Annotated in this window: 27 protein-coding genes and 1 pseudogene; 17 read left to right on the top strand and 11 right to left on the bottom strand. The window is 57.4% G+C overall.

Annotated features, from left to right (window positions below; translation table 11 throughout):
- Window positions 1-30 precede the first annotated feature (30 nt).
- The 4 genes from ccsA to VLM75_03455 form a co-directional block, all read right to left on the bottom strand.
- The gene (gene ccsA, locus VLM75_03470; protein ID HSV95976.1) at window positions 31-696 is read right to left on the bottom strand and encodes a cytochrome c biogenesis protein CcsA; all 666 of its coding nucleotides are present in this window, start codon (window positions 694-696) and stop codon (window positions 31-33) included.
- Window positions 697-716: 20 nt separating this feature from the next.
- Window positions 717-1,373 (bottom strand): heme exporter protein CcmB, encoded by a 657-nt coding sequence (locus VLM75_03465; GenBank protein ID HSV95975.1) that lies wholly within the window; start codon window positions 1,371-1,373, stop codon window positions 717-719.
- The gene (locus tag VLM75_03460) at window positions 1,366-1,986 is read right to left on the bottom strand and encodes an ABC transporter ATP-binding protein (protein HSV95974.1); all 621 of its coding nucleotides are present in this window, start codon (window positions 1,984-1,986) and stop codon (window positions 1,366-1,368) included. The genes VLM75_03465 and VLM75_03460 overlap by 8 nt, the downstream gene beginning before the upstream one ends.
- Window positions 1,987-2,221: 235 nt before the next feature.
- Window positions 2,222-2,443 (bottom strand): hypothetical protein, encoded by a 222-nt coding sequence (locus VLM75_03455; GenBank protein HSV95973.1) that lies wholly within the window; start codon window positions 2,441-2,443, stop codon window positions 2,222-2,224.
- 333 nt (window positions 2,444-2,776) lie between these two features.
- On the opposite strand from VLM75_03455, the gene VLM75_03450 reads away from it, so the two are divergent.
- The 5 genes from VLM75_03450 (at window position 2,777) to folE2 (ending at window position 7,631) form a co-directional block, all read left to right on the top strand.
- Window positions 2,777-4,438: a YgiQ family radical SAM protein gene (locus VLM75_03450; protein ID HSV95972.1), complete on the top strand. Its 1,662-nt coding sequence runs from the start codon at window positions 2,777-2,779 to the stop codon at window positions 4,436-4,438.
- 195 nt (window positions 4,439-4,633) lie between these two features.
- Window positions 4,634-5,677 carry a recombinase RecA gene (gene recA / locus VLM75_03445; protein HSV95971.1) on the top strand — a complete coding sequence of 348 codons (1,044 nt, stop codon included), beginning with the start codon at window positions 4,634-4,636 and terminating at the stop codon, window positions 5,675-5,677.
- Window positions 5,678-5,692: 15 nt separating this feature from the next.
- Window positions 5,693-6,445 carry a type I methionyl aminopeptidase gene (gene map / locus VLM75_03440; GenBank protein ID HSV95970.1) on the top strand — a complete coding sequence of 251 codons (753 nt, stop codon included), beginning with the start codon at window positions 5,693-5,695 and terminating at the stop codon, window positions 6,443-6,445.
- Between the two features lie 176 nt (window positions 6,446-6,621).
- Window positions 6,622-6,753, top strand: coding sequence for a hypothetical protein (locus VLM75_03435; GenBank protein ID HSV95969.1), 132 nt, complete (start codon window positions 6,622-6,624; stop codon window positions 6,751-6,753).
- Between the two features lie 89 nt (window positions 6,754-6,842).
- Window positions 6,843-7,631, top strand: coding sequence for a GTP cyclohydrolase FolE2 (gene folE2 / locus VLM75_03430; protein ID HSV95968.1), 789 nt, complete (start codon window positions 6,843-6,845; stop codon window positions 7,629-7,631).
- A 49-nt stretch (window positions 7,632-7,680) separates the two neighbouring features.
- On the opposite strand, the gene VLM75_03425 is transcribed toward folE2, so the two are convergent.
- Entirely contained in the window at window positions 7,681-8,493 is an 813-nt protein-coding gene (locus VLM75_03425) for a hypothetical protein (protein HSV95967.1), read from the bottom strand.
- A 204-nt stretch (window positions 8,494-8,697) separates the two neighbouring features.
- On the opposite strand from VLM75_03425, the gene asnS reads away from it, so the two are divergent.
- From asnS to VLM75_03390, 7 genes are all read left to right on the top strand, one after another.
- A complete protein-coding gene (asnS, locus tag VLM75_03420; GenBank protein ID HSV95966.1) occupies window positions 8,698-10,083 on the top strand; it encodes an asparagine--tRNA ligase in 1,386 nt (461 codons plus the stop codon).
- A gap of 87 nt (window positions 10,084-10,170) precedes the next feature.
- Window positions 10,171-10,608, top strand: a complete 438-nt coding sequence (rpiB, locus tag VLM75_03415; protein HSV95965.1) for a ribose 5-phosphate isomerase B — start codon at window positions 10,171-10,173, stop codon at window positions 10,606-10,608.
- 77 nt (window positions 10,609-10,685) lie between these two features.
- Entirely contained in the window at window positions 10,686-12,332 is a 1,647-nt protein-coding gene (locus tag VLM75_03410) for a hypothetical protein (GenBank protein HSV95964.1), read from the top strand.
- A gap of 12 nt (window positions 12,333-12,344) precedes the next feature.
- Window positions 12,345-12,932 (top strand): hypothetical protein, encoded by a 588-nt coding sequence (locus VLM75_03405; protein ID HSV95963.1) that lies wholly within the window; start codon window positions 12,345-12,347, stop codon window positions 12,930-12,932.
- Entirely contained in the window at window positions 12,862-14,265 is a 1,404-nt protein-coding gene (locus VLM75_03400; protein ID HSV95962.1) for an HD domain-containing protein, read from the top strand. Before VLM75_03405 ends, VLM75_03400 begins: the two co-directional genes overlap by 71 nt.
- A 42-nt stretch (window positions 14,266-14,307) precedes the next feature.
- Window positions 14,308-15,066 carry an SDR family oxidoreductase gene (locus tag VLM75_03395; GenBank protein HSV95961.1) on the top strand — a complete coding sequence of 253 codons (759 nt, stop codon included), beginning with the start codon at window positions 14,308-14,310 and terminating at the stop codon, window positions 15,064-15,066.
- The gene (locus VLM75_03390) at window positions 15,066-15,569 is read left to right on the top strand and encodes a DUF6125 family protein (protein ID HSV95960.1); all 504 of its coding nucleotides are present in this window, start codon (window positions 15,066-15,068) and stop codon (window positions 15,567-15,569) included. The genes VLM75_03395 and VLM75_03390 overlap by 1 nt, the downstream gene beginning before the upstream one ends.
- A gap of 86 nt (window positions 15,570-15,655) precedes the next feature.
- Here VLM75_03390 and VLM75_03385 read toward each other — a convergent pair whose 3' ends face one another.
- Window positions 15,656-16,597, bottom strand: coding sequence for an aldo/keto reductase (locus VLM75_03385; GenBank protein HSV95959.1), 942 nt, complete (start codon window positions 16,595-16,597; stop codon window positions 15,656-15,658).
- 663 nt (window positions 16,598-17,260) lie between these two features.
- Here VLM75_03385 and VLM75_03380 point away from each other — a divergent pair.
- The 4 genes and pseudogenes from VLM75_03380 (at window position 17,261) to VLM75_03365 (ending at window position 20,054) form a co-directional block, all read left to right on the top strand.
- Window positions 17,261-18,235: an amidohydrolase family protein gene (locus tag VLM75_03380; GenBank protein ID HSV95958.1), complete on the top strand. Its 975-nt coding sequence runs from the start codon at window positions 17,261-17,263 to the stop codon at window positions 18,233-18,235.
- A gap of 26 nt (window positions 18,236-18,261) precedes the next feature.
- A complete protein-coding gene (locus tag VLM75_03375; GenBank protein ID HSV95957.1) occupies window positions 18,262-18,498 on the top strand; it encodes a hypothetical protein in 237 nt (78 codons plus the stop codon).
- Window positions 18,426-18,827: pseudogene (locus VLM75_03370) on the top strand (amidohydrolase family protein). The gene VLM75_03375 and the pseudogene VLM75_03370 overlap by 73 nt, the downstream one beginning before the upstream one ends.
- Before the next feature lie 474 nt (window positions 18,828-19,301).
- Window positions 19,302-20,054 (top strand): lysophospholipid acyltransferase family protein, encoded by a 753-nt coding sequence (locus VLM75_03365; GenBank protein HSV95956.1) that lies wholly within the window; start codon window positions 19,302-19,304, stop codon window positions 20,052-20,054.
- A gap of 17 nt (window positions 20,055-20,071) precedes the next feature.
- Here the strand turns inward: VLM75_03365 and VLM75_03360 are convergent, their stop codons facing one another.
- The 5 genes from VLM75_03360 to VLM75_03340 form a co-directional block, all read right to left on the bottom strand.
- Complete coding sequence (locus VLM75_03360; GenBank protein ID HSV95955.1) at window positions 20,072-20,596, bottom strand: lipocalin family protein; 525 nt, start codon at window positions 20,594-20,596, stop codon at window positions 20,072-20,074.
- 13 nt (window positions 20,597-20,609) lie between these two features.
- Window positions 20,610-21,488 carry a DUF1295 domain-containing protein gene (locus VLM75_03355; protein ID HSV95954.1) on the bottom strand — a complete coding sequence of 293 codons (879 nt, stop codon included), beginning with the start codon at window positions 21,486-21,488 and terminating at the stop codon, window positions 20,610-20,612.
- A gap of 118 nt (window positions 21,489-21,606) precedes the next feature.
- Window positions 21,607-21,888 (bottom strand): hypothetical protein, encoded by a 282-nt coding sequence (locus VLM75_03350; protein HSV95953.1) that lies wholly within the window; start codon window positions 21,886-21,888, stop codon window positions 21,607-21,609.
- Window positions 21,889-21,928: 40 nt separating this feature from the next.
- On the bottom strand, window positions 21,929-22,624 hold the full coding sequence (locus VLM75_03345; protein HSV95952.1) for a hypothetical protein: 696 nt from the start codon (window positions 22,622-22,624) through the stop codon (window positions 21,929-21,931).
- Between the two features lie 314 nt (window positions 22,625-22,938).
- On the bottom strand, window positions 22,939-23,115 hold the full coding sequence (locus VLM75_03340) for a hypothetical protein (protein HSV95951.1): 177 nt from the start codon (window positions 23,113-23,115) through the stop codon (window positions 22,939-22,941).
- Between the two features lie 8 nt (window positions 23,116-23,123).
- Here VLM75_03340 and VLM75_03335 point away from each other — a divergent pair, with 8 nt between their 5' ends.
- On the top strand, window positions 23,124-23,912 hold the full coding sequence (locus tag VLM75_03335; protein ID HSV95950.1) for an IS66 family transposase: 789 nt from the start codon (window positions 23,124-23,126) through the stop codon (window positions 23,910-23,912).
- The last annotated feature ends 1,038 nt before the right edge of the window (window positions 23,913-24,950 follow it).

Genomic DNA, 24,950 nt, shown 5'->3' with positions numbered 1-24,950 from the left:
CGATCTTCCTCCCGGGCCGGGCATGGTCCTTTATTCATCGTGGGAGACCTCCACGGCATTACGAATTCTCGACGGCCTGTTCAGGATTTCAAGGAGGTAAAAATAAAGCAGGGAAAAGGCGACGACCGAGACGATCAGCGTAAGTTTCATTTCGGCCTCGAGATGTATTTTCATATCGGGATTGATGACGGGGTCGGGGTGCAGCGACGGGAAGACGCGCGGCACGACGAAAACGAAAAACGGCATGACGGTCATCGCGATGATGAGGTAGGCCGCCGAGAGCCGTCCCCGCGCGTGCTTTCCGGCAAGCGTAGAGCGCAGGCTGAAATAGGCCGAGTAGATCAGGAGCAGGATGACGATCGAGGTCTGGCGCGGGTCCCAGTTCCAGTAGCTTCCCCACATGAGCTTCGCCCAGACCGATCCGCTTGCCGTGGCAAGCACCGCGGCAAGCATGCCGAGCGAAGCGGAATTGTGGAAGGAATCTTCCAGGCGCGGGAAGCGGCCTTTTTTATCGGCCAGAAACAGAACCGCAGCCGCGCCCGATACGGTAAAGGCCATGACCGAAATCCATGCGAGCGGCACGTGGAAGTAGAGCAGCCTGCTCGTTTCGCCCAGGACCGCGGCGGCCGGCGCGTAGCAGAACGCCATTATGACTGCTGCGGGCATGAAAATGTAAACAAGTCGTGTGATTAACATTTCGGTTGCGCCGCCAGGGATTATTCTTCGATCCAGATGTGTCCGAAAAGCATATACGATACAGCGACGAGCGCACCCGAAAATGCAAGTAAAAAAACCACGCCCTCGGCCGAGGCGCTTCCGGCGATCGAGGTCCGGGTGGCCCCGACGGCGACCCACAGCGGGGGAAGCACAACGGGAAACGAGATGATCGTAAAGAGCGAGCCACGCCCGCCCGCCCTGGCGACGATGGCGGCGAGCACCGTGGTCGAAGACGCGATGGCGAGAGAGCCGGCGCAGGTCGCGGCCGCGAAAGCGGCCGGGGCGGCGATGTCGACGTTCAGGAAAAACACGTAGAGCGGGCTTATAACGGCGGCGATGATGAAAATGACGGCGGTGTTGAAAACGAGTTTCGCCGTGTATACCGCGGCGGCCGGGGAGGTGACCCGCAGAAAGAGCGCGGTGCCTTCCTCCTCTTCGCGCGTGAAGACGTGCGCCAGGCCGTTCATGGCGCTGAAAAACAGGATGATCCAGAAGAGCATGGCCTGTGTCTGCGCGCCCAACAGCACGCCCCCCGCGGTGAGGCTGACCGCGAGCGTCGTTATGGCAGCGAACGAAAGGGCGATGTTCACCGCGAAGCGCCGCCTGAACTCGATGCGGAAGTCCTTGACGATGTTGCCGATTATCGCGTTAAGCAAGGCGCACCGCCCCGGTGCAGAGGCGGGCCTCTTCCGCGTCGTTGGTTGCGATGATGATGGCGGTGCGCGCACGCAGCGAGTCGAGATACGCGGCGAGCTGCCTCCTGCCCTCGGAATCGAGGTTGGATCCGGGTTCGTCAAGTATGAGCAGGGAGGGGCGGTGCAGCACCGCGAGAATGAATTTAAGGCGCTGCCGCATACCCGATGAGTAATGGCGGAGTGCCTTGCCGTGATGACGGTTAAGCCCAAACGATTCAAATAATGGCAGGGCCGACGACGGGTCGATGCCGCGCGAGCGTGCGGCGAACTCGACGTTCTCCATGCCCGACAGCGCTTCGTAGGGATTGATTCTCGGGCTCGCTATTCCGATGACGCTTAAAAGCCCGTCCCCGGAAAGTGGTTGGCCGTTAAGAGAATACTCGATGGATCCGCCCGTTGGACGGCGGATGCCGGCGCCGATCTCACACAGTGTCGATTTCCCCGAACCGTTGGGTCCGGTTACGGCAATCGACTCGCCCGTGCCAAGTGAAAACGAAATGCCTTCAAAAACCTTTGCGGGGCCGAAGGATTTCGATATGGATTGTGCCGTTACGGTTATTGCTGGATTTTCCATTGGATGCTCGATAGAGTTGCTGCATAACCGGGCGATATGGCGGTTTTCTCGCGCCTGCGGCGGGGGGAAAGCCGATATTCCCGAGATTTGCAACAAGCCCAATCCATAATGAATCGCGTCCGTTCGTTGAATTGTCAATTGTTTTAACCGCCGGGGATCGGTGTATCCGCGGCGGTTAAAATAATTGAGGCAATCTTAAACTCCGCAGACCGCGCGAGCACGACGAACGCTCCGCTTAACCCCAGCGGCTGCGGCAGAAGTGAATCCCGCCGGGGGCGATGGAAAATCCCTCGGGATGCTCGATCACGAGCCCTTCTTCCTTGATATCTTCGAGAATGGGACGAAGCCGTGAACCCGAAAGTGCCGTGTTTACCTCGATCTCGTGCAGGGAAGCGAATCCGCCGTCACGCGTGCGGATGAAAATATCATGGAGTATGTCGAGTTTTGTGTTTCCCATGGGAAATCCCAGTCGGACGATGGTGCGATGTCATCATCAGGCCGTCGTGCTGTCAAAGATATAATAGACCTGTTGCGTATCCGGGGGAAAGGGATTATCCTCGAGTTTCGCAACAACTCTACTTATCAAATCGATCCGGCAATCGACCATTTTCGGGGCCGCAGCCCCGCAAATGGTCGGACCTGGAACGGGAACGATTTTTTCTGATCGGAGACGTTTTTTCGCCATATATTTGCTTTTATTTCCGGCGCAGGCGATACTGTCCGGTAACGGAACCGTCGGATTACCGAATGCGGATGCGGTGGCGGCGACAGGGTACGGGTGCAAGTACAGATGTCTCTTCAGTTTCTCCCCATATCGCGCGACGAGGTGGACCGCCTCGGATGGCGTACCGTGGATGCGGTCATCATCACGGGTGACGCGTACGTTGATCATCCATCATTCGGCGCGGCGGTGATCGGTCGAGTCCTGGAGGCCGAGGGCTATCGTATCGCGCTCCTTCCCATGCCCGCCTGGCGAATCCCCGAAGCGGTGACCGTTTTCGGGAGACCGCGCCTCTTCTTCGGCGTCACTTCGGGTAATGTCGATTCCATGCTCGCTCGCTTTACCGCGTTCAGGAAAGTACGAAACGACGATCCCTACGCGCCGGGGGGCGCCGCCGGCGGAAGGCCCGAGCGGGCGGTGATCGTCTACGCCAACATGATCCGCGCGGCCTACAGGGACGTGCCGATCGTTCTCGGCGGCATCGAGGCGTCAATGCGGCGCTTTGCCCACTACGACTTCCGGGACGACCGTGTGCGCCGCTCGATCCTTCTCGACTCCAGGGCCGACATTCTGGTCCACGGCATGGGCGAAATACAGATAGTCGAGATCGCGCGCAGGCTGAACGCCGGCGAACCGCTTTCGGACATTCCCGGCACCGTCGAGGTGCGCCGGGCCCCGCCCTCCGGGGCGCATTTACTTCCTCCGGAGGCGGAGACCGTCAGGGACAGGGACGCCTACGCGCGCTTCTACCGGGAATTCTATCTGAACCAGCACCGTGTGCTGGCCCAGGAGTCCGGGAAGCGCTACATCGTTCAGCACCCATCGCCGCGGATGGAGGGCGAACATCTCGACGCCATATACGATCTGCCCTTCGCGCGGCGGCCCCACCCATCGTACCGGGAGGAGGTGCCCGGTTTTTCGGTCATACGCAATTCGATCAACTCGCACCGCGGCTGCGTGTCGGGCTGTGCATTCTGTTCGCTGGGGCTCCACCAGGGCAGGCGGATCGTGCCGCGGAGCGCCGGCTCAATCATGGAGGAGGTCGCCCGGCTTTCGACCGCGGAAGGCTTCGGCGGACACATAACCGATATCGGCGGGCCGTCGGCGAACATGTACGGGACCGTCTGCGCGGCCGACTGGCGGTGCGCGCGGCAGAGTTGCCTCTATCCGGACCTCTGTGCCAATCTGAAGGTGAACACCGCCTCATGGATGAAGCTTCTCTCCGGGGCGCTGGGCGCGCCGGGCGTGCGGCACGCGACGGTGGGCTCGGGAATACGCTACGACCTCTTCATGCGCGACGCCCCGTCGCTGCTCGGGGATCTTGCGCGCGACCATGTAAGCGGCCAGCTAAAAATCGCCCCCGAGCACACCTCGGCGGGCGTCCTCGACGTTATGCGTAAAAAACACCTCTTCGGCCTGGAGGAGTTTGCCGAGGCGTTTTTCGCGGCGTCGCGAAAGGCCGGCAAACGGCAATACCTTGTTCCCTATCTCATGTCCTGCCATCCGGGCTGCCGCATGGCCGATATGAAAACCATGCGCGAACGCGTGCTCTCGGCCTTCGCTTTCATGCCCGAGCAGGTGCAGGCGTTTTTCCCCCTTCCGCTCACCCTTTCGTCGGCGATATACCTCACGGGCGTCGATCCGCTCACCGGCGAAAAGATATTCGTTGCGCGCGGGGACCAGGAGCGCAGGGGCCAGCACGGCATTTTTCACAAAAAGGGAAACAGCTAAACAAAAATGTAGTATTTTCCTTGACTTTTTCCGGGAAATCGACGACAAAAACAACGAATGCGACACGGACCAGGGCGGGCGGCCCGTGTTTTCCGAAATTTTTACGGAAGGCACCGTTTCGTTTTCATATTTTCTTGCGTTAATTCGTTTTAATAGTAGCACGGAACGGCAATTCAAAACCTCGAGGAGATCGAAATGGCAGAACAAAAGGAACTGAACCAGAAGACGCAGGCGCTCGAATCGGCCATGGCACAGATAGAAAAACAGTTCGGCAAGGGCTCAATCATGCGGCTCGGGGACGAGTCCGCCAAAATAAAGGTGGCGGCCATCTCGACGGGCTCGATCGAGCTCGATGTGGGACTCGGCATAGGCGGGATCCCGCGGGGCAAGATCACCGAGATATTCGGGCCGGAATCATCGGGCAAGACCACGTTGACACTGCATATGGTCGCCGAGGCGCAGAAGCTCGGCGGGATCGCCGCGTTCGTCGACGCGGAGCACGCGCTCGATCCGGCCTACGCGGCGAAGCTCGGCGTTCTAACCGACGACCTCCTCGTATCCCAGCCCGACACCGGGGAGGAGGCTCTGGAGATCACCGAGGCGCTGGTGCGCTCCGGAGCGCTGGACGTGGTGGTAATCGACTCCGTCGCGGCGCTCGTGCCCAAGGCCGAGATCGAAGGCGAGATGGGCGATTCGCACATGGGCCTGCAGGCTCGGCTGATGAGCCAGGCGCTTCGAAAACTCACCGGGGTGATCGCCAAGTCCAGGACATCGGTCATTTTCATCAACCAGATACGGCACAAGATCGGCGTGATGTTCGGCTCGCCCGAAACCACGACCGGGGGAAACGCGCTCAAGTTTTACGCCTCGGTGCGACTGGACATACGGCGCATCGAGACGCTTAAAAACGGGGACGAGGCGATCGGTAACCGGGTCCGGGTCAAGGTGGTAAAGAACAAGGTGGCGCCGCCGTTCCGGCAGGCGGAATTCGACGTGATGTACGATTCCGGGATATCGCGCGAGGGCGGTATCCTCGACATGGGCACCAGTCTGAGCATCGTAAAAAAAGCGGGTACATGGTATTCCTACGGCGAGGAGCGTGTGGGGCAGGGCAGGGAGAATGCGAAGGCGTTTTTGAAGGAGCATCCGGAGATCGCGCGCGAGATAGAGCATAAAATCAAGCTCGCCACCGGCATCATCGTCGAAGAGAGGCCCGCCGAGGAAGCGGTGAAATCGTAGGGGGGGCTGAGCCCCATGAGGGATGTACGCCTTAAATCCGCGGACGATATCGAGCGCATCAGGGAGGCGGGCGGGATTATAGCCGGAATCTTCGCGGAGATTTCCGGCGAGACGCTTGTAGACCGGTCGACGCTTGAGGTCGACCGTTTCATCGAGGAGCGGATCCACCGCTACAAGGCGCGGCCTTCGTTCAAGACGATACGCAAGTACGATTACTCAAGCTGTATCTCGCTCAACAATGAGATCGTCCACGGCATCCCATCAAAAAATAAGATTGTGCGCGCCGGGGATCTGGTTAAAATCGACATAGGCGTGGTTAAAAACGGCTATTTCGCCGACAGGTGTGTAACCTTCCTGGTGGAACCCGTCGCGGAGCGAGCGGCGCTCCTGGCGAGGACCGCCGAAGAGGCGCTGGCGAGGGCGATACCGCTGCTGTGCGCCGGGAACCGCCTGGGCGATGTGGGCGCGGCCATACAGTCGCTTGCCGAGAGCCGCGGTTTCAGAGTGGTGCGGGACTTTACCGGCCACGGCGTGGGCTTCGCGGTGCACGAACAGCCGATCGTTCCGCACTTCGGCAGGAAGGGGACGGGAAGGGTCATAGAGGAGGGTATGGTGCTTGCCATCGAGCCCATTCTCAACGAGGGTGCTCCCGATGTGCTTTCGCTTCGGGACGGCTGGACCGTGGTGACAGCCGATGGGAGGCTTTCGGCGCAGTTTGAGCACACGGTAGCGGTTACCTCGAAGGGGCCGGTCGTATTGACGGCCTGACGGCCGGGCCCGGAGAACGATCGCTGCGGAGAAAATCAGGAATCGGTCGTTGGGCTTGTGTATTTTGTATTTTTATGGAAAAGGAAAAGGGTATACCGCCCGGCATATCTCTCGCGGGGGCCCTTCTGGGTGCCGGTCTGATAATCGGATCCTGCGCCTCGACCGGATATTCCGGAATGCGGAAGTGCAGGGCGAACTGCTGTTCGCTGAACCGGCAGTGCGTTGAGAACGGCACCGGCATGAGCCCGAACGTCGGGTTTGGCGGCCCGGAGGCGCGGCTGGAGCGGGAATGGCACAAGACGGCGTGAGTGTGCGTTGACGATTGCGACAATCGGGCGCGGCGCTGTCTGAGCGACTGCGAAAATTACGAGATTATGAAATCCATGGAAGGACGATAATGCCGCACAAAGATATGAAAGACATCCAGTCGGAGTCCGATCCCCGAAACCTGCCAATCAACAAGGTCGGGGTCAAGGACATATCCTACCCCGTGGTGGTGCTGGACAGGGCCGAGGGCAGGCAGCACACGGTGGCGCGCGTTAAAATGTACGTCGATCTGCCGCACAACTTCCGCGGAACGCACATGAGCCGCTTCATCGAGATACTCAACCGCTACCAGGACGGCATCAGCACGCTGAATATCCGCGAAATCCTGGACGAGATGAAGACGGCCCTCTCCGCCCGCAACGCCCATTTCGAGATCGACTTTCCCTATTTCATCACCAAGGAGGCCCCTGTCTCGCGCGAAAAGGCCAAGATGGAATATCGCTGCAAGCTTTCGGCAGGCTCATTCGACGATTATTACGTTCTCGAGGTGAGCGTGCCGGTGCTCTCGCTTTGCCCCTGCTCCAGGGAAATAAGCGAGTTCGGGGCGCACAACCAGCGCTCCATCATCACGATCACCATCAAGGCGCGGGAGCGCATCTGGATCGAGGACGTCATCGCAATCGCCGAGTCGGCCGCGTCATCGGACATCTACTCGATCCTGAAGCGCGAGGACGAGAAATACATCACCGAGAAATCCTACGGCAATCCCATGTTTGTGGAGGACATGGTTCGAGGCGCGGCCGAGAGTCTCATGAAGGACAAGAGGATTTTATGGTTCTCGGTGGAGTCCGAGAACATGGAGTCGATCCACAACCACTCCGCGTACGCGCAGATAGAGATGGACCTTAACCGGGAATAGACAAGTGCCCCGTTCTTTACGGTTCTCCCCGAACCGTACGGTGCTGACCTCAGTAGCGGGGAATATCCATGTCGGTGTCGTAGAGCTTGCGGGGTATCACAAGAAACAGGATTAGCATCGTGACGCTCAGTATCACCAGAAGGGACATCGTCACAAGGATGATCATCTGGTTGTTGATCTCATCCACCCGCTCCATGGGCAGGCCGATTCTGAACGCGCCCCAGTGTTTCCCCCCGACGCGAATCGGTGCGGCGAAGTCCCACATCGTTTCGCCGGTGTCCTGCACGAAGAGATGCTGAATCGTCCCATCGCCGTCGTAACGGGCCGCCTTTATTCCGGCCGGATCATCATAAATGCGCTTCGCCCTGCTGTTGCGCAGCGCCAGGGTCGGGTCGGCGGACAACGGTTTTGCGAATTTCGAATTGTGCGTCGGGGCATAACCGTTGCGGTCGACGGGAATGGCATAGCTGAGGTCCGGATCCAGAAGGAACGCGTCGATTATCGGCTGAATGTGGCGGTCAAAGATGTCGTCGTGGCCAGTGGTGTACTTGCGGGGGTTCGTCCCCTCAAGCGGCACATAGGAGACCTCGAAGACGGCCTTTTCGCTCAGGACACCGACGTTGACCATGAGGGCGATCGTTTCACCGACCACGTGCGCGCCGATGCGGGCGTCGACGCGGCATTTCTCGAACAGCTGGTTTTCCATATTGCTGAACATGCGGGCGATCAGGACGTATGAGCTGATGCAGAGGACGAAGCAGAGGCCCAGCACGATCATTATTCGGTATTTCAGGTTCATGATTTTAACCTCGAAGCAAGCCTTGTCAGGTTCCTTGAAAAACTGGTCTGCCGTGATAAGCATAATGCCGGGCTTCTCCCCGAAGCGACGGGGACGGGGAACCATTAAACGGCATGCTTATGCAATACGTCCGCCATCGTACTGTCAATGATTTTATTGGATGGGCCGCGCCGGTGATATTTTATTGACAGATACGCTCCGACCGGCATAGTAATCGCGGCTCCGCCGGTATGGCGTGAGCGTGACGAAATCACTGTGAGGCGCCGCATGCAACGCTCCATCATCAGGGACCTTTTGCGCAACGGAACACCCGGTGCGCGGGTGCTTATCAAGGGCTGGGTGAGGACGCGCCGGGAGGCGCGCGGGTTCTGCTTCATCGAAGTAAACGACGGCTCCGTTATTACGAGCATCCAGGTGGTGGCCGGGGAGTCCATGCCGGGCTATGCCGAGGCGTCGAGGCTCTCGACGGGGTGCAGCGTCGCGGTGGAAGGCGAGCTGGTTGAGTCCCCGGCGAAGGGACAGCGCTTCGAGATAAGGGCGGACTTCATCACCGTGTATGGCTGGGCCGATCCGCTTGAATACCCTCTCCAGAAGAAGCAGCACTCCTTCGAATTTCTCCGGGAGATCGCGCACCTGCGGCCGCGGACCAACACCTTCGGCGCCGTCTTCAGGGTGAGAAACGCCCTGGCGGCGGCCGTTCACGAGTTTTTCCAGGAGCGCGGCTTCCTCTACGTACAGACGCCCATCATCACCGCAAGCGACTGCGAGGGCGCGGGCGAGCTCTTCGCCGTGACGACGCTCGATCTGCTAAACATTCCGGTCGAAGGCGGATCGGTGGATTATTCGAAGGATTTTTTCGGCCGAAAGACCGGCCTCACCGTGAGCGGTCAGCTGGAGGGCGAGCTCCTCGCCGCGGCCCTTGATAAAATATACACATTCGGGCCGACCTTCCGCGCGGAGAACTCGAACACCAGCCGCCATCTCTCCGAGTTCTGGATGATAGAGCCCGAGATGGCCTTCGCGGAACTTCCCGACGACATCGCACTGGCCGAGGACTTTTTGAAGCATATTATCCGCCGCTGCCTGGAGCGCTGCCCCGAGGATATGGCCTTTTTCAACGACCGCGTACAGAAGGGCCTCATCGACATGCTGGAGGGCGTGGCGGGCGCCCGCTTCGAGGTGATCACCTACACCGAAGCCGTGGATATACTCGGGAAATCGACCGGGCAGTTCGAATTCCCGGTCGTATGGGGAGACGACCTTCAGTCCGAGCACGAGCGCTACATCACCGAAAATAAATTTAAAAGCCCCGTGGTGATCGTGGATTATCCCCGGAAGATCAAGGCCTTCTATATGCGGCTGAACGAGGATGAAAAAACCGTGCGCGCCATGGACGTGCTCGTTCCCCGCATCGGCGAGATCATCGGCGGGAGCGAGCGCGAGGGCCGGTATGATGTTTTGATTGACAGGATGCGGGAGGTCGGTTTAAATCCGGATGACTACTCGTGGTATCTGGACATCCGGCGATTCGGCACCGTTCCCCACGCGGGCTTCGGCCTGGGTTTCGAGCGAACCGTCCAGTTCGTCACCGGTATGCAGAATATACGCGACGTGATCCCGTTCCCGCGCACGCCCAGGAACGCGGAGTTTTAACGGATGAAGTCGAAGGGCGCAGGCGCGCATGATGCGCGTCCGCGCCTTGTCCGGCCGGGCGGCGCATAAGTATGATGCGGGGTTGCCATGAAAATCGCCGTAGGGTCCGATCACGCGGGCTTCAAGCTTAAAGAAACAATCAAGAATTCCATCGCCGGCGTCGAGTTCATCGACGTAGGCGCCTTCTCCGAGGAGTCGACCGACTATCCCGATCACATCGGGGCCCTCTCGCGCCTGGTGCAGCGGGGGGAGGCGGACCGCGGTATCGGCATCTGCGGCACGGGCGTCGGCGCGTCTATAACGGCCAACAAGTTCGGCGGCATTCGCGCCGCCCTGTGTACAAATGCCTTCATGGCCGAAATGTCCCGGCGGCACAACGACTCCAACATTCTCATCCTCGGCGCGCGCGTCACCGAAGACGCCGAGGCGGTAACGATAACGCGCACCTGGATCGAGACCCCCTTTGAGGGGGGGAGGCACCAGCGAAGGCTGGACAAGATCAAAGCGATAGAATGCGGCGGGTAGAAAGCGGCGCCACCGGCGGACCGTCCGGCACCGCGCCGAAATACAAGGCCTGGCCCTGGAAATTGATGTCCGGAAAAATGTTAAGATACGCGCTTTTCGTCATCGTTGCTGTCATTCTGGCAACGGCGGCGAAGGAGCTGTTCGACACGGTAAAGTTCGGCCGCGAGGGGCTGGACCTTTATAACGTGCGGGAGGACACGGACTCCAACAAGCGGCGATTTTTCGCCGTCGCAGATCTCAGCTACCGCCACGCCGGCATTCCCTCTACGACCGACCTCGTGCTGTCATTCAACCGTCCCGCCCCGGAGATGGTAAAGGACGACAGCGGGCAATACATCATTCGTCGTGCCGGGTTCGAGACCATGCTCGGCGCCGGGACGCTCGGCGGGGCGGGCGCCTATTTTTTCAAGACCGGCCACCGCGTCGAGATTAGGCCCGAGCGAAACCTCTGGCTGGGCGGCTGCGCCGACGCGGGGTCGTTCACGATCGAGATGCGGCTGCAGCCGGCGTCGCTTTCGGACGGCGCGGTGCTGTTTTCTTCCGTGGGATACGCCTCGGGGCTGAAGCAGGGCGTCGAGATCGTATTAAAGGGGAAGCGCGTCGTGGCCCGCCTCCACCGCTTCTTCCGCGACGCGGCCGGCCGGCGCGTCGACGTGTTCCTGAACCGCGCGCGTCCGTTCAGCGAAGGGGAGTGGCGCCACTACGCCCTCAGCTTCGACCGCGTCTCGGGCAAGCTCGCTTCGCTTGTGGACGGCGAGGAGCAGGAAGTCGTCTACCTGTCGGATAACGGGGAGCCCTTCGTCAACGTATACGAGCCGTCGTTCGCCTGTGAGGACCTGCCGGTGGTCGTTGTCGGTAAAAACTACTTTGGCGCAATCGACGAACTCCGCGTCTCGTATCGCCATATCGACGATCTCAAAAAGGTAACGGAACTGGCGATCAAAAGCTACGGCGCCATAGGCGCCATCGGAAGGACGCCGGTAAACCGCGAGGGAGTGGTGACCAGTCCCGTTTACAATTTCCCGGGCACCGGGACCAGGGTGCTCCTGTTCAAGTGGGAGGAACTGGTTAAAAACAACACGCACATTTGGATGGAGTTCCGTACAAGCGACGACCTCTTCGACCGCAATGGAGAGGCGCCCCGGTGGTACCGCATAGGGAACAACCAGCGCAACATCTCTCTTAAAAAGACGGACGGGCTTTACCTGCGCGGCAGATACTATCAGTGGCGGGCCCACCTGCTCGCCTCTCCAGACGGCGCCCACTCGCCCCGCCTGTACGGCGCCGAGATCCAGTACCAGCTGGATCCCGCGCCGCGCCCGCCGATCATGGTGGGGGTGGTGAAGACCGGCGACGCGGTTGTGCGCCTGAGATGGAGAAAAAACGTTGAGCACGATATTCTGGGTTACCGGATTTACTACGGTACCTCGCCCGGGAAATACGACGGGATCATCGCCATGGCGGGCGGAAGGCGCATCGACAACGCCCTTGCGGCCGGAAGAAACCACATCGAGATCGACGTCACCAACGAACTCATACAGGAGAACATGGCCCTTGACCCAAGGAAGCTTCTTGCGTTTCCCATTCTAAAGAATAACGTGCTGTACTTTTTCGCGGTAAGCGCCTACGATTCGTATCGACCCGACACTCCGCACAGACACGAATCGGAGCCGTCGAAGGAGATATCGGCGCGCCCGTCGGCGGGTTCCGAGATTACCAATTGATGGGTTCCCTTCATGGGCCTGAATTATCTTACAGTGGTCGAACCGGCCCGAAGCCTGGGCCATATTCCGCTTTTCCGGGATGTCCCGCCCTCTGCGGTGCTTCGTACGATCGACTCCTTCTCGGACGTGCCCGGTGAGGCGCTGTCCGGGCCCGCACGGTATTATTACACAAGCGACAGGTATTTCGGTTTCATCGATTTGTGCAAGCCGCGCGAGAAATGCCTCTGCGAGCCTTTCACCACGCCGGAGCGCTTTTTCGAGTACGGGCGGCCCGCGTGGGTGAGCGACAAGGGCTGCGAGAAAGAATTCGCGCCGGATATTCTTGTTGACGGTATTTCCTGCGGCCTCATCGTCGAGGAATTAAACAATATGGAGAACTCCTGTGACGCTGTCGGGCGGCGCTGCCGGGAGGCTGGAAACGGCGGCAGGGTTTTTTTCGCCATCCCGAGCAGGTGGCCGTACACCGAATACGCCACGGCGCTGATGCCCCGGGCCGGCAAAGAGCTTGAAAAGCTGAAGAGCGCCATGCATGAAATCACCACTGATGAAGATACAGCTTCCAAAGGAAAAGCACAGGGAGATACGCCGTATCGCCGATAACTTCTTCGAGGCCGGTTTCGAGTGCTACCTGGTCGGGGGATCGGTGCGCGACATCATCCTGGGCTTCGACGTCGACGACTTCGACTTCGCCACCAACGCGCGCCCCGAGCAGGTGCGCAGGCTCTTCAAAAAAGTCATACCGACCGGCATCAGGCATGGGACTGTTTCGGTGCTTTCGGGAGGGAAGGCCTACGAGGTGACCACTTATCGTTCCGATGGGAAGTACATGGACGGTCGCCACCCCGAGGAGGTGAGCTTCTCGAAAACTCTCGAGGAGGACGTGCGGCGCAGGGACTTCACCATCAACGGCATCGCCTGCGACGTCCGGACCGAGGAGCTCATCGATTACGTGGGCGGGCTCGCGGACATAGAGCGCAGGCTCATCCGTACCATCGGGGATCCCATGGAGCGTTTCGGGGAGGATGGTCTGCGCACCTTCCGCGCCTGCCGCTTCGCCGCCAAGCTTAATTTCGACATCGAGGAGGAGACCTTCGCCGCGATATCGAAGACGCTGGAGGTCGCTTCGATGGTGTCGATGGAGCGGGTTCGCGACGAGCTCGTGAAGCTCCTCGAGACGGAACTTCCCTCCATAGGCTTCGAGCGGATGCGCGAATCGGGGCTCATGGGACTTTTCCTCCCGGAGCTTGCCGCAAGCCACGGCCTGATGCAGAACAAGTATCACCTCCACGATATCTATTATCACAGCATCTATTCCTGCGACGCCGCGCCCCAAAACGACCCGGTGCTTCGACTGGCGTCGCTGCTACACGACCTGGGCAAGGTGCCGACGCGGAGGGCGGCCGATGAAGGCGAGTACACCTTCTACAACCACGAGGTGATCGGAGCGCGCATCGCGCGGCGCGTCATGAAGAGGATGAAGTTTTCAAACGAGGAGATCGAGCGCGTAACGAACCTGGTGGTCAACCACATGTTCCACTACACCGGCGAGTGGACCGACGGCGCGGTACGGCGATTCATGCGGAAGGTCGGCGTGGAAAACCTCAAAGACATCCTTGAGATCCGAATGGCCGACCGGCGGGGAAACGGCATGCGGGACGGCCTGCCGCAGCCCATCCGCGAGCTGCTCCTGAGGATCGAGCGGATCATAGAGGCCGAGAACGCCATCACCGTGCGCGACCTCGACATCGACGGCTATGCGGTTATGGACGAGTTCGGCGTGAAGCCGGGTCCGATCATCGGCCATATCCTGAACGAGCTTCTGGAGATGGTGCTGGACAGCCCGGAGATGAACACGCGGGAGACGCTCCTCGCGAAGGCGCGCGAGATATACGAACAGGCTAAAGACGACGAGCGGTTCAGGCGGCGGGAATGATCCGCGCCGCATAAAGGATAAAACCACGGAGGTGCGACGAGCATGATGGAACTCAGCCTGAAGGGGAAGACGGCGCTGGTGACCGGCGCGAGCCGCGGTATCGGCGAATCGATCGCCAGGACGCTTGCCGCGTACGGTGCCGAGGTCATTCTGGCGAGCCGCAAGATCGACGATTTGAAAAAGGTGGGTGAAGCGATCAAGAAGGCCGGCGGCACGGCCGAAGCCATAGCCTGCCATACCGGCGAGATGGCGCAGGTGAACGCGCTTTTCGACGAGGTGAAAAAGCGCAACAAGAAACTCGACATACTCGTCAACAACGCGGCGACCAACCCCTACTTCGGCGACGTTCTGGGCGCGGATGAGAGCGTGTGGGACAAGACCTTTGCGGTGAATCTGAAAGGGATGTTCTTCATGAGCCAGCACGCGGCGAAGATGATGAAGGATTCGGGCGGCGGCGCGATCGTGAACGTGGCCTCGGTGAACGGCATCAGGCCCGCGCCCTTCCAGGGGATCTATTCCATAACCAAGGCCGGGGTGATCGCGCTCACAAAGTCGTTCGCCAAGGAGCTCGCTCCATATAACATCCGCGTGAACGCGCTCCTTCCGGGGCTCACCGACACCAAATTCGCCGCGGCGATTACTTCGAACGACGACATCCTGAAACTTGTGCTGCCATCCATTCCGATGGGCCGCGTGGCAAAGCCCGACGAGATGGCGGGAGCGGTGCTCTATCTCGTCTCGGACCTCGCAAGCTACACCACCGGCGCGACCATCGTGGTTGACGGCGGGATGCTCGCGTGATGGAAATCTTAAAGCTTCCGCCGGAAGAGCTCCTTAAAATAGCGCGGTACGCCTTCGTGCGCATGGACGGCGCGTGGTTTCTCTCGCTGGCTAAAAAGCACGGCATTCAGGAGGCGTGGGAGATGGACGTCGAGGCGTGGTCGCAGTTCTCGTACGTGTTCGGCAAATATTTACGGAAGAACGTCATCCCCGAACCCGTATGGCCGGAGGGTTTTCTCGGCGCGCTCGATATCCTGGGCGAGGTGCTGGGGATCGCGGGTCGGAGCGTGGAGGTAAACGACGGCGTGATCGTCGTGCGCGTAACCGACTGCCAGACGCAGAAGGCCATCGCGAAGGCGGGCGTGGCGGATTGCGGCATCGTCACCGTGCAGACCTACGAGGGGCTGGCCAGGGGGCTTTTCGGCAGTGGCGCGGCCGTCGACGTACGCCATACGAAAAACCTCAACCGCGGAGACGGTGTCTGCGAGGTGGTGGTGCGCCGGGCCGTCGCTTCGGCCGGGTAATCCGGACGGGCGGGTTCATCCGGGTCGGCGCCGCCCTGCCGGATATACGGGGTCGCCCGGCGCTTCGATGGAGCAGCCCGCCTCGATCAGATATCGTATACCGCTGCCGAGACCCGGTCCAGCTCGCTCACCTCTCCGGCGGAAAGCCCGATCTCCGTTCCTCCCATGTTGTCCCGCACCTGTTCGGCGTTGCGCGCACCCACGATCGTTCCCGCCACTCCGTCGCGGCCTAAAAGCCATGCTATGGCCACATGCCCGGGCCTGGCCCCATGGGCCTGGGCCGTATTGCTCAAGAGATCCACGAGGGCGGAAACGCCGGGCCAGTATCGTTTATTGAAAAATCGATAAAAGAACGAACGGGCATCATCCTTTTTAAACTTCGGCACTTCGGTGTACTTGCCGGTAAGCAAGCCCGCGCCGAGGGAGCCATAGGGGATCATGGCGATACCGGCGGTAACGCAGAGCGGCTGGATATCCTTCTCGATATCGCGTTCCAGCAGTGAGTACGGGGGCTGCAGGCTTGCAATCCGTCCATAGGCCAGGGCCTCGGTAAGCTCGGCGGCATTGAAGTTCGATACGCCGAAGGCGCGGATCTTCCCCCGGGCCTGGAAACGCTCGAGCGCCTCGATGGTATATTCCACCGGCGTGTCGGGATCGGGCCAGTGAGGCTGGTACAGGTCGATGTAGTCGGTGCCGAGGCGCCGGAGCGAGTCTTCAAGCTCCTTTTCCATAAATGGGGGCGTGAGGTCGCGTCTGAATCCGTTCTCCATGTCGAGACCGCACTTTGTGGCTATGATGACCCGTTCGCGCTTTCCCCTAATAACGCGGCCGATCAGTTCTTCCGCGTGGCCGGTGCCGTAAGCGGGGGCGGTGTCGATGGTGGTGATGCCGAGGTCGATTGCGGTCTCGATGGCCTCGACCGCCCGCGCTTCGTCGTAGGGGCCCCAGTGCGTGCCGCCGATTGCCCAGGTTCCGAGTATGAGTTTGGAAATGCTGAGATCCGCGTGGTCCAGTTTGGTGTAGAGCATTATAGGCTTCCTGCCTAATGGTAGTGTGTTTCCGGGTCCGAGACCGGAATGTATCCGCCCGATCGGCCTTAATGGAAGCCGGAAAGTAAGGGCTCGAAACGGGGATACGGTATCCGGTCCGTCCGGAGATGTCAAGGTAATGCGCATGGGGGTGGTTGTGGTTCACCCCGGACTATTCGGGTGCCCGCGTTATCCGGCGGAAAATTGGTTGACAGATTGGTAAATATGTCCGTCCGCCATTTGACTGGGGACGTATATAGAAACACTCATCGCACTCCATTTCCCACGCGGCCGCTTCGTTGCATTTATCGGCCGCCATTCATTTGCGCCTGCCGGTCGTCCGTTTTCGCACGAGTCGAAAAGGATAAAACCGGGCGGGCGCCCTCTCCGACGCGCTGGGAGGAGGCGCGGACGGCCTGAAGACGGCGCTCATCATCGTGGCGTTCTCCGGTATCCTCGCGGCTTTCTTCCTGTGGCTCGGGTCGAGGCATTATCCGGCTGATATGGACCGGGTGAAGAACGCGGTGCTGGAGGCGGAGAAGTAACTGGCCGGTTCCCAAAGCGCGTGCGGGTCCGATGAGCGAAGCAATACCGGGGAACTAAAGCCCTCTGTAGCGCTACGTTTATCGGCCCTGCCGGCAGGCATTCATCAACGGCCGGATCATGACCACGGATGCGCGGGGCGCCGTCGCCGGGGCGGTGGTCGTGGAGCGGGATCGCATCCTGATGGTCGGCAGCGTTTCGGAAGCGCGGAAATTCATAGAAAGCGGCACCAGGGTGGTCGATCTGAAGGGCAAAACCATGATGCCGGGCATCATCGACCCCCACAGTCATTTCCCCGGTTCAGGCCTGAGTCTTCTGGCCGTCGACTTCAACAGTCCGCCCATCGGGGCCGTTAAAAAGCTCGATGAACGGTATGCCCTCCTGCGCGAAAAAGCCGCCGCCACTCCCCGGGGCCGGTGGATCCTGGCCTTCGGTTTCGACGACACCATGATCGCCGAAAAACAATATCCCACGCGGGCGGAACTGGATGCGATTTCCATGGAACATCCGATTTTCGTCCTTCACATCTCCGCTAACACGGGGGTGGGCAACTCGATGGCCCTTGCGCTGGCCGGCATCACCAGAGAGACGCCCGACCCCGCGGGAGGGAAAATCGGCCGGGATCCCGTTGGCGGGGATTTAACCGGGTATGTGGCCGAATCCGCCGCCAAGCAGCTGACCGCCATGGCGACGCAGTTTCCCCTGCATGAGGCATTTCGCCTGCTGCAGGCAGCCGGTCACCAGTATGTCTCGGTCGGCGTGACCACGGCCCAGGTCGGCCTGCTTACCGATAAATACCGCAAGTCGATCGTTCCTCTTGCCCGGAGGAACCTCCTTCCGGTGCGTCTGGTTGTCTGGCCCGCGGAAGACGTGGCGCAGGATATACTGGATGCTAAAATCGAAGCCGGGAACACACCGCGCCTCTACTGGGGAGCGTTCAAGCTGGTGCTGGACGGCTCGATCCAGGCCTTCACCGCCTGCCTGTCCAAACCCTATTATCGCCCGTCCGTGGAAGGATTTCGGGGCTACCTCGCGCTCGATGAGAAGCATTTCCGTGAGGCGGTCATGCGCTACCATGCGGCCGGCAGCAGATAGCGGTCCACACCAACGGCGACGCCGCCATGGATGTTTTCATCGATGCCTTCGCCGCCGCCCAGAAAGCCCATCGGGCGGCTGACCCGCGCGCGATTTTTGTACACGCTCAGACGGTGCGGGCCGATCAGCTCGACCGCGCCGGGAAACTGGGCATGCCCCCTCGTTTTTCCCGGCCCACGTCTATTACTGGGGCGACCGCCATCGAGAAATTTTCCTGGGCCCGGAACGCGCGGCCCGCATCAGCCCGGCGCGGACAGCTTTAAAAAAGGGAGTACGTTTTACCATCCATCTCGACACCCCGGTCGTTCCGATGGACCCCTGGCTGCTTGCCTGGAGCGCCGTAAACGGCCTGACGGCAGGAGGGAAAAGCCTTGGCCCGGAAGAGCGCATCGACACGCTGACCGCGCTTCGCGCCATCACCATCGACGCGGCCTGGCAGAACTTCCTGGAAAAAGACCTCGGCTCCATCGAGCCCGGTAAATACGCCGATATGATCATTCTGTCGGATGACCCGCTGCGCGATCCCGCCAGGCTGCGTGACATGAAGGTTTTAATGACCATGGTCGGCGGGATTAAGGTGTTCGAGCGATAAATTACGTGAGACAGCGCTCCGGGGTCGGTCTATAGCCGTGTGCGTCTGACGGCTCCTCGGGGCGCCGCCGTTTCCCGCGGGTCCGCCGTTCGAGTCCCGGGCGAAGATAACCCTAACAGCGCTTGAAATTCCGGTACCGGCGTGCCATCGTCAGCTGGAGTCCGGCGCTCCCGCCGGACCTGCATGCATGACGCGGAGGAATCGAGGTATGGGAAGCTCGTTCCCGGTCTTCGCCCCCGGCAGGGCGCTGTGCGTTTTGCTTAAATATCAAGGAATGTGCGTCCCCCCTGCAGTAAAAAGTTCCGGGACATGTCGGGGATTGAACTGAAGTCCTCCCCTTGAGAAAAGTATTCTCCTTCCGGGAAAAAGCCCCTTTACAAGGGCCTTGATATTTTCGCTTTTTTATTTTACCCGGCTGTTTTTTATACTATATTTATCAAGACACAAGAAACCTTTCGTACTGGTGTGTAAAGAATGGGAGCAAAGACGAGAAACCGGTTCCTCTATATATTGTACCAGCCATATAAATGGCTCTTCTTCATGCCCCTCTTTCTGATAGGGACCTGTGTCTTTGTCTTCCTCGGGGTCATCATAGCCTTCCTGACCAACGACCGTATCGCCCACAAGACCACCGGTGTCTGGTGGTCCCGTTTCTCCGCCATTTTCACGCCCATCGCTGTCGATGTCACCGGTAAAGAGAATATTGACCGGAACCGTTCTTATATGGTTGTGGCCAATCATCAGAGCAACTATGATATTCTCGTTCTCTACGGCTGGCTGGGAATCGACATCAAGTGGGTCATGAAGATGGAGCTGCGCAAGGTTCCCGTGTTCGGCTTCGCCGGCGAGGTGGGAGGCAATATCTATATCGACCGTTCCAGCCCTGAAGCGCTGAAGGATACCCTCGAAACGACAAAGAGGAAACTCGTGAAGGGGACCTCAATAGTAATGCTCCCCGAAGGCACCAGGAGCCGGAACGGAGAAATCGGCATGTTCAAGAGAGGGGCCTTCGTAATTTCCAGGGAACTCGATCTGCCCATACTCCCCATTACGATATGTAATTCCCGCGAAATACTGCCTCCCGGAACCCTGGATCTCTATCCGGGACGCATCACCATGAAGATTCACGAACCGGTCGATATCAGCAAATTCCCCGGAGACGACATGGGACCGCTTATAGAACATGTGAGGTCCGTCATCAAGAAGGGACTGGAGGATTCAAAATAATAGGAATGGCTTTTTCGTCACTCATCCCATCGTTGGGGCACCTTCTGTATCCTGGAAACGTCATATCCCACCTTTCTCAGGTATTCCAGAATTGAGTCGTACTCATCTTCGGGGATCGTCGGTGTTCGTGACATTATCCACACGTAATCCCTCTTGCTTCTGCCGATGACGGTGCGAGTATAATCATTGTTGAGATAAATAATGAGATATTCGGCTTTAACGGGCCAGATAAACTGCATTCCCCAGATGGCGTTGCTTTGTGGATCACGGATGAAACCACGCGGTTTATAGGTCTTCATGGGCCCGTCGAATCCTCCCTTATGGAAGGTGAAGGTCGTGGCAATCGAGCCATCTTTCTCAAGCCGATACGACTCAACGGCATTATGGGCACCCTTTTCAATAAAGGTCGGGATGTTGCTGAAAACATACCACTTGCCCATGAACCTATTAATATCAACCTTCTCAACGGTTTCAATAGTCGGAGCCGAAGAGCATGACAAGAAAAGGACGGAGCCCGCCAGAATAACCATAATTTTTTTCATCGCATCATCCCTCCTACATAAACGGCAGTTTCGGAATCAGTACGGGAGTGGTCCTCTTGTATTCCTGGTAATCATCCTGTCCGCCCCATTGCTTATCGGCATATTTTTCAAGCAAGGGAACCCCGCTGATCTGGGTAATCAGTATGGCTACAAAGACGGGAGAAATCAGGGTGACCAGTCTCCAGCCCTCGAGGGTCGGAAAGGCGATTATGGCGATGCCGATCCATATCACTATTTCTCCAAAATAGTTAGGATGTCTGGATATGGACCAGAGCCCTTTATTGATGAATTTCCCACTGTTCCCCGGAGCCGCGGTAAACCTGCTTTTCTGGTAGTCCGCGATCGACTCGAAGGCGAAGCCCACAATCCACACACTCAAACCGATAATTCCAACGATCCCGAACTCCACGTCGTGCGGTGCGGTAATCGCCGCCAGGGCCGCCGCCGCGGTAAAACTCACCCATAATCCCTGTATCGTCCAGGTCATGAGAAAGCGGCTTGCCGAGCCCTTGATCTCCCTGAAACGGGTGTCTTCACCGGCCCTTATGATACGCCTGAAAAGGAAAAATCCAAGGCGGAATGTCCATACAAGCACCAGCCCCGTGAGAACCAGGGACCGAATATCAAAGCGACCCGTCATAAGGAGCGCGATGAGAATAACGGCCGTATAGGTGAAAGAGCCGGTCAGGTCATAGAATTTCTCGGTTCTTGCGATATAGGACGGGACATAGACGACCCACTGAATGGCGAAGGCAATTGCGATGCAGAGGGCAAAGAGAGGGAGACCTCCGAATACCGCCACGCTATCCTGACTGCCGGCAAGTGCAATGCCGACAGCGACAAGTACCGCGATGACAGTTCCGGCATATGACTGTATATCATACTTTTTCATTATGTTTCTCCTTTTTCATCTGTCATCAACCGGAAGCGGTTCTGCCGGTGCCGTCAGGTCAATGTTCATTGGGCAATCTTGTACACCAATACACATCATTCATCCCGTGGTGCTCGGCTTAATACAAAAAGCACCATAAGGCGAAGAGCACCGCGTATATACCCAGGTATAGCCTGTAGAAATTCCTGAACTTTATATACTCCCGGTTCTCGGGATACATGGTGCCCACCAGGGCCTTCGTTTCCTTCCAGAAATAAGGGAGGATATTGATAGTCCAGCTGTCGGTCTGATATACAATCTTCCTGAATTTGCTCCGGTATATTCCCAGGGGCAGGCCCCAGACAAAAAAAAGAATAAACCAGACATTTTCCTTAATGAAATTCCACACTGATTCCATCATTTATTCCTTTTATTGATATGGGGACTCGGCCCCTGTCACCTCAGTTGCTGTAGCGGTAGTAGATATCCACCACGGGATTCTCGATTTTTCCATTTACCCTTCTCTGCAGAAGGCTCTTGCCATGTATCTCCACCAGTCGTTTAGTGCGCAGGTCATAAACAAGGTCCACCGGGTCCAGAAAACCACGCAGGAAGACATTCGCCAGGTCCATTTTGAGTACAATGACACCGGCACGGTTCCAGGGGGATTCGGTGTTGTTAGAAATCCTGAAACGGGCAATACGCTGCAGCGACATGGCCGGCAGGTAAAAGAAAACCGTTTCTCCCTGCACCAGGCCCTTCCAGTTTCCGTGTACAAAACGGGTAAGCGTTGGCCCCATAACAAGATTGGATGTGTAGTTTGCCTCGCCCTTTTTACTTGTATCACCCCTGGTGAAGCCGAAGAGAAGTTTGTTCCCCTTCCTGTCGAGGAAACAACCGCAGTCTGATTGATCGAATTCGACCAGATACTTTACGAAGCTGTCCTTTTCAAAGATTACATCCTCCTGGACCGCCAGGTCCCCGTTCGGCCTGGTGTAGGTATGTCTCAGTATCACCTGATCGCCGTTTTTCAGGACGCTGTTTTTCTGAATAAAAATCAGCTGGCCCTTGTTGGTCCCGGCGAGATAGATATCGCCGGTAAAGAGGTCATCCGCCCTTAAGGTATTCGCCGAAAACAAAAAAACCAATGAAATCATAAGGGATAGTGCGTTTATTCTATTTGTTACTTTTATCAATGAAATTCATCAATTATAGTATTTTCTTAAATATAAAGCAAGCTTCGTCGCCTTCCATTAAAAAATTCCGGGACACAACGGCTGATATCGGAAGCGTCCTTCACGGAAAAGTCACTGCTTCCCGGTCAAAAAGCCCAATACCGGAAACCGTTTAATATCAAGGAAAATACTCTCTCCCCAGGGCACGATTCCTACCGACATACGGCATATTCTCGGAAGTTCACACATGAAACAAGTCCCTCGCAATGAAAGGCCCCTGTCCACCAGTTTTTGCTTTACATGGCCCTCCCGCTGTGCCATACGTACTGCATATAAAGTCCATTCAGTCTCATCGGCGTATGCAGAACACGGAGCTTTTCCCTGAATGTTGAGGCATGGTATCCATTGAACTTGAACGAGATCGAGCTGATGAAGCCCGCTCCCTTTATGTCCGCGGCAAGACTCAGTATCATGAACCGGCCTGCCGGCACGGTACGGGAGCAGGATAAAGGGATTCATCGCCTATTTGAGCCAGTATCAGCTTATCCCCTATGAGCGGACTGCCGAGTTGGTGAAGGACCTTTTCGGCATTAGGATCAGCACCGGTACAATATATAACACCAATCGCCAGGCGTATGAAGCGGGAGAGAAGCCGGAGGAGGCGATTAAAGCCCTCTTGAAAAAACAACCTCTCCTGCATGCCGATGAAACGGGTGCATTTCGAAGCGGTTCGTTGAATTGGCTGCATGTGTTGTCGAATGAGAGGTTCACCTATTTCGGTTTCCATGCGAAACGCGGGAAAGAAGCGATAGAGGAGATGGGGATTATCCCCACCTATCACGGTCTTCTGATGCATGATTTCTGGAGTTCTTATCTTTCATATGAATGCGATCATGTATTTTGCAACGCCCATATTTTACGGGAATTGACGGCCATTCATGAGGATTTCGGACAAAAATGGCCGCTGGAAATGATTAATTTACTGGTGCGGGCCAAGAAAAAAGTCGATACGCGGTCGGTGCGGTTGAACGAAGTCACGACCAATATGATTGAGGATGAATACGACCGGATACTATTGAAAGGATTCCGATGTAATCCACAGAAAAGCGAAGGTCCTCCCCGGCGGGGCAGGAAGAAAAAATCAAAACCGCGAAATCTTCTTGAGCGCCTGAGGGATTATAAAGTCGGCATTCTTGGATTCGTTCGAGACTTTTCAATACCGTTCGATAACAACCAGGCCGAGAGGGATCTGAGAATGGTGAAGGTGTAACAGAAAATATCAGGTTGCTTCAGAAGCATTGAGGGCGGTATGTTTTTCGCCCGGATACGAGGCTATATATCAACAGCGAAGAAACATAACGAAAATGTCCTCGATGCATTGCAGGGTCTCTTCGAAAACAGGCCTTTTATGCCTGCGTGTGCTGAATAGATACTTAAATTTAATGATTTAGCGAATAAACATAAACAAAGCAAAAAATGAAAAAGAAACACATATTCGTTTTTAAACTATTCATAAAATTATCCTCTCTTAATATTTAAAGTGGGTTCGAACTTATCATATAAAAATATTTCTAAACTTGCCGACCAATAATCATCTTGTTCATCAAATGGATATAGAATGAGCCATGAATAATTATCTTTAAAAACAGACATCCATTCATTTTTTTCCCCATATGAGATGCAATTCTTTCTCCGAATGATTTATCTTTTAATGCACGTCCAATATAAAATACTTCTGTTTCTTTATATATAACATAAATTCCAAATTTTTTTGACCATGATGACCAATCACAAGAATTTATAGTGGCATCATTCAAATTTAGAATAAGCCGAAGTGGAAGTACCTCCGGGACCAGCTGAACAGGCTGCCGGTGCGGCATGAGGAGTGGGGGTATTGATGTCCGGCATGCCAACAAGGTGCCGCGACAATAATGCTTATCCTGAACCTTCCGGCGTGTTCTTGTGATTTTACGAGTCTTATGCTCGAGCGGCTGTTGCGCCAGAGTATCCCGGGAATTTGTTTAGCTTCAACCCTCCCTTCCTCTCACCCGCCCAAGGTAAACCCTGAAGGGCTACCTTTCCTCATCCGATGGCCCTATATTGAACATATACATCGCATCACACACCGGGGTACGCAATGAAAATCGGATTTACCGGCACCCGCAGGTCGGTGCTCTCCTTCGACCAGAAGGAAGCCCTGGCGGAATACCTCTCGTCGCACCGGGTCACCGAGTTCCATCACGGTGACTGCGTGGGAAGCGACTCATCGGCCCACGATCTGGTGAAGGCGCAATTTTTCAATGTCACG

This window comes from Spirochaetota bacterium (assembly GCA_035477215.1).
In the GTDB taxonomy this organism is placed as follows: domain Bacteria; phylum Spirochaetota; class UBA4802; order UBA4802; family UBA5368; genus MVZN01.
The sequence above is the reverse complement of the archived record's forward strand: the minus strand, read 5'-3'. Positions and strand labels throughout refer to the sequence as shown.

Bases quoted from the DNA above. Each gene is read 5' to 3' on its own strand.
- ccsA (HSV95976.1), bottom strand. From the start codon at position 696: ATGTTAATCACACGACTTGTTTACATTTTCATGCCCGCAGCAGTCATA.
- VLM75_03460 (HSV95974.1), bottom strand. From the start codon at position 1,986: ATGGAAAATCCAGCAATAACCGTAACGGCACAATCCATATCGAAATCC.
- VLM75_03455 (HSV95973.1), bottom strand. From the start codon at position 2,443: ATGGGAAACACAAAACTCGACATACTCCATGATATTTTCATCCGCACG.
- VLM75_03450 (HSV95972.1), top strand. From the start codon at position 2,777: ATGTCTCTTCAGTTTCTCCCCATATCGCGCGACGAGGTGGACCGCCTC.
- recA (HSV95971.1), top strand. From the start codon at position 4,634: ATGGCAGAACAAAAGGAACTGAACCAGAAGACGCAGGCGCTCGAATCG.
- map (HSV95970.1), top strand. From the start codon at position 5,693: ATGAGGGATGTACGCCTTAAATCCGCGGACGATATCGAGCGCATCAGG.
- VLM75_03435 (HSV95969.1), top strand. From the start codon at position 6,622: ATGCGGAAGTGCAGGGCGAACTGCTGTTCGCTGAACCGGCAGTGCGTT.
- folE2 (HSV95968.1), top strand. From the start codon at position 6,843: ATGCCGCACAAAGATATGAAAGACATCCAGTCGGAGTCCGATCCCCGA.
- VLM75_03425 (HSV95967.1), bottom strand. From the start codon at position 8,493: ATGCTTATCACGGCAGACCAGTTTTTCAAGGAACCTGACAAGGCTTGC.
- asnS (HSV95966.1), top strand. From the start codon at position 8,698: ATGCAACGCTCCATCATCAGGGACCTTTTGCGCAACGGAACACCCGGT.
- rpiB (HSV95965.1), top strand. From the start codon at position 10,171: ATGAAAATCGCCGTAGGGTCCGATCACGCGGGCTTCAAGCTTAAAGAA.
- VLM75_03410 (HSV95964.1), top strand. From the start codon at position 10,686: ATGTTAAGATACGCGCTTTTCGTCATCGTTGCTGTCATTCTGGCAACG.
- VLM75_03405 (HSV95963.1), top strand. From the start codon at position 12,345: ATGGGCCTGAATTATCTTACAGTGGTCGAACCGGCCCGAAGCCTGGGC.
- VLM75_03400 (HSV95962.1), top strand. From the start codon at position 12,862: ATGAAATCACCACTGATGAAGATACAGCTTCCAAAGGAAAAGCACAGG.
- VLM75_03395 (HSV95961.1), top strand. From the start codon at position 14,308: ATGATGGAACTCAGCCTGAAGGGGAAGACGGCGCTGGTGACCGGCGCG.
- VLM75_03390 (HSV95960.1), top strand. From the start codon at position 15,066: ATGGAAATCTTAAAGCTTCCGCCGGAAGAGCTCCTTAAAATAGCGCGG.
- VLM75_03385 (HSV95959.1), bottom strand. From the start codon at position 16,597: ATGCTCTACACCAAACTGGACCACGCGGATCTCAGCATTTCCAAACTC.
- VLM75_03380 (HSV95958.1), top strand. From the start codon at position 17,261: ATGACCACGGATGCGCGGGGCGCCGTCGCCGGGGCGGTGGTCGTGGAG.
- VLM75_03375 (HSV95957.1), top strand. From the start codon at position 18,262: ATGGATGTTTTCATCGATGCCTTCGCCGCCGCCCAGAAAGCCCATCGG.
- VLM75_03365 (HSV95956.1), top strand. From the start codon at position 19,302: ATGGGAGCAAAGACGAGAAACCGGTTCCTCTATATATTGTACCAGCCA.
- VLM75_03360 (HSV95955.1), bottom strand. From the start codon at position 20,596: ATGAAAAAAATTATGGTTATTCTGGCGGGCTCCGTCCTTTTCTTGTCA.
- VLM75_03355 (HSV95954.1), bottom strand. From the start codon at position 21,488: ATGAAAAAGTATGATATACAGTCATATGCCGGAACTGTCATCGCGGTA.
- VLM75_03350 (HSV95953.1), bottom strand. From the start codon at position 21,888: ATGATGGAATCAGTGTGGAATTTCATTAAGGAAAATGTCTGGTTTATT.
- VLM75_03345 (HSV95952.1), bottom strand. From the start codon at position 22,624: ATGATTTCATTGGTTTTTTTGTTTTCGGCGAATACCTTAAGGGCGGAT.
- VLM75_03340 (HSV95951.1), bottom strand. From the start codon at position 23,115: ATGATACTGAGTCTTGCCGCGGACATAAAGGGAGCGGGCTTCATCAGC.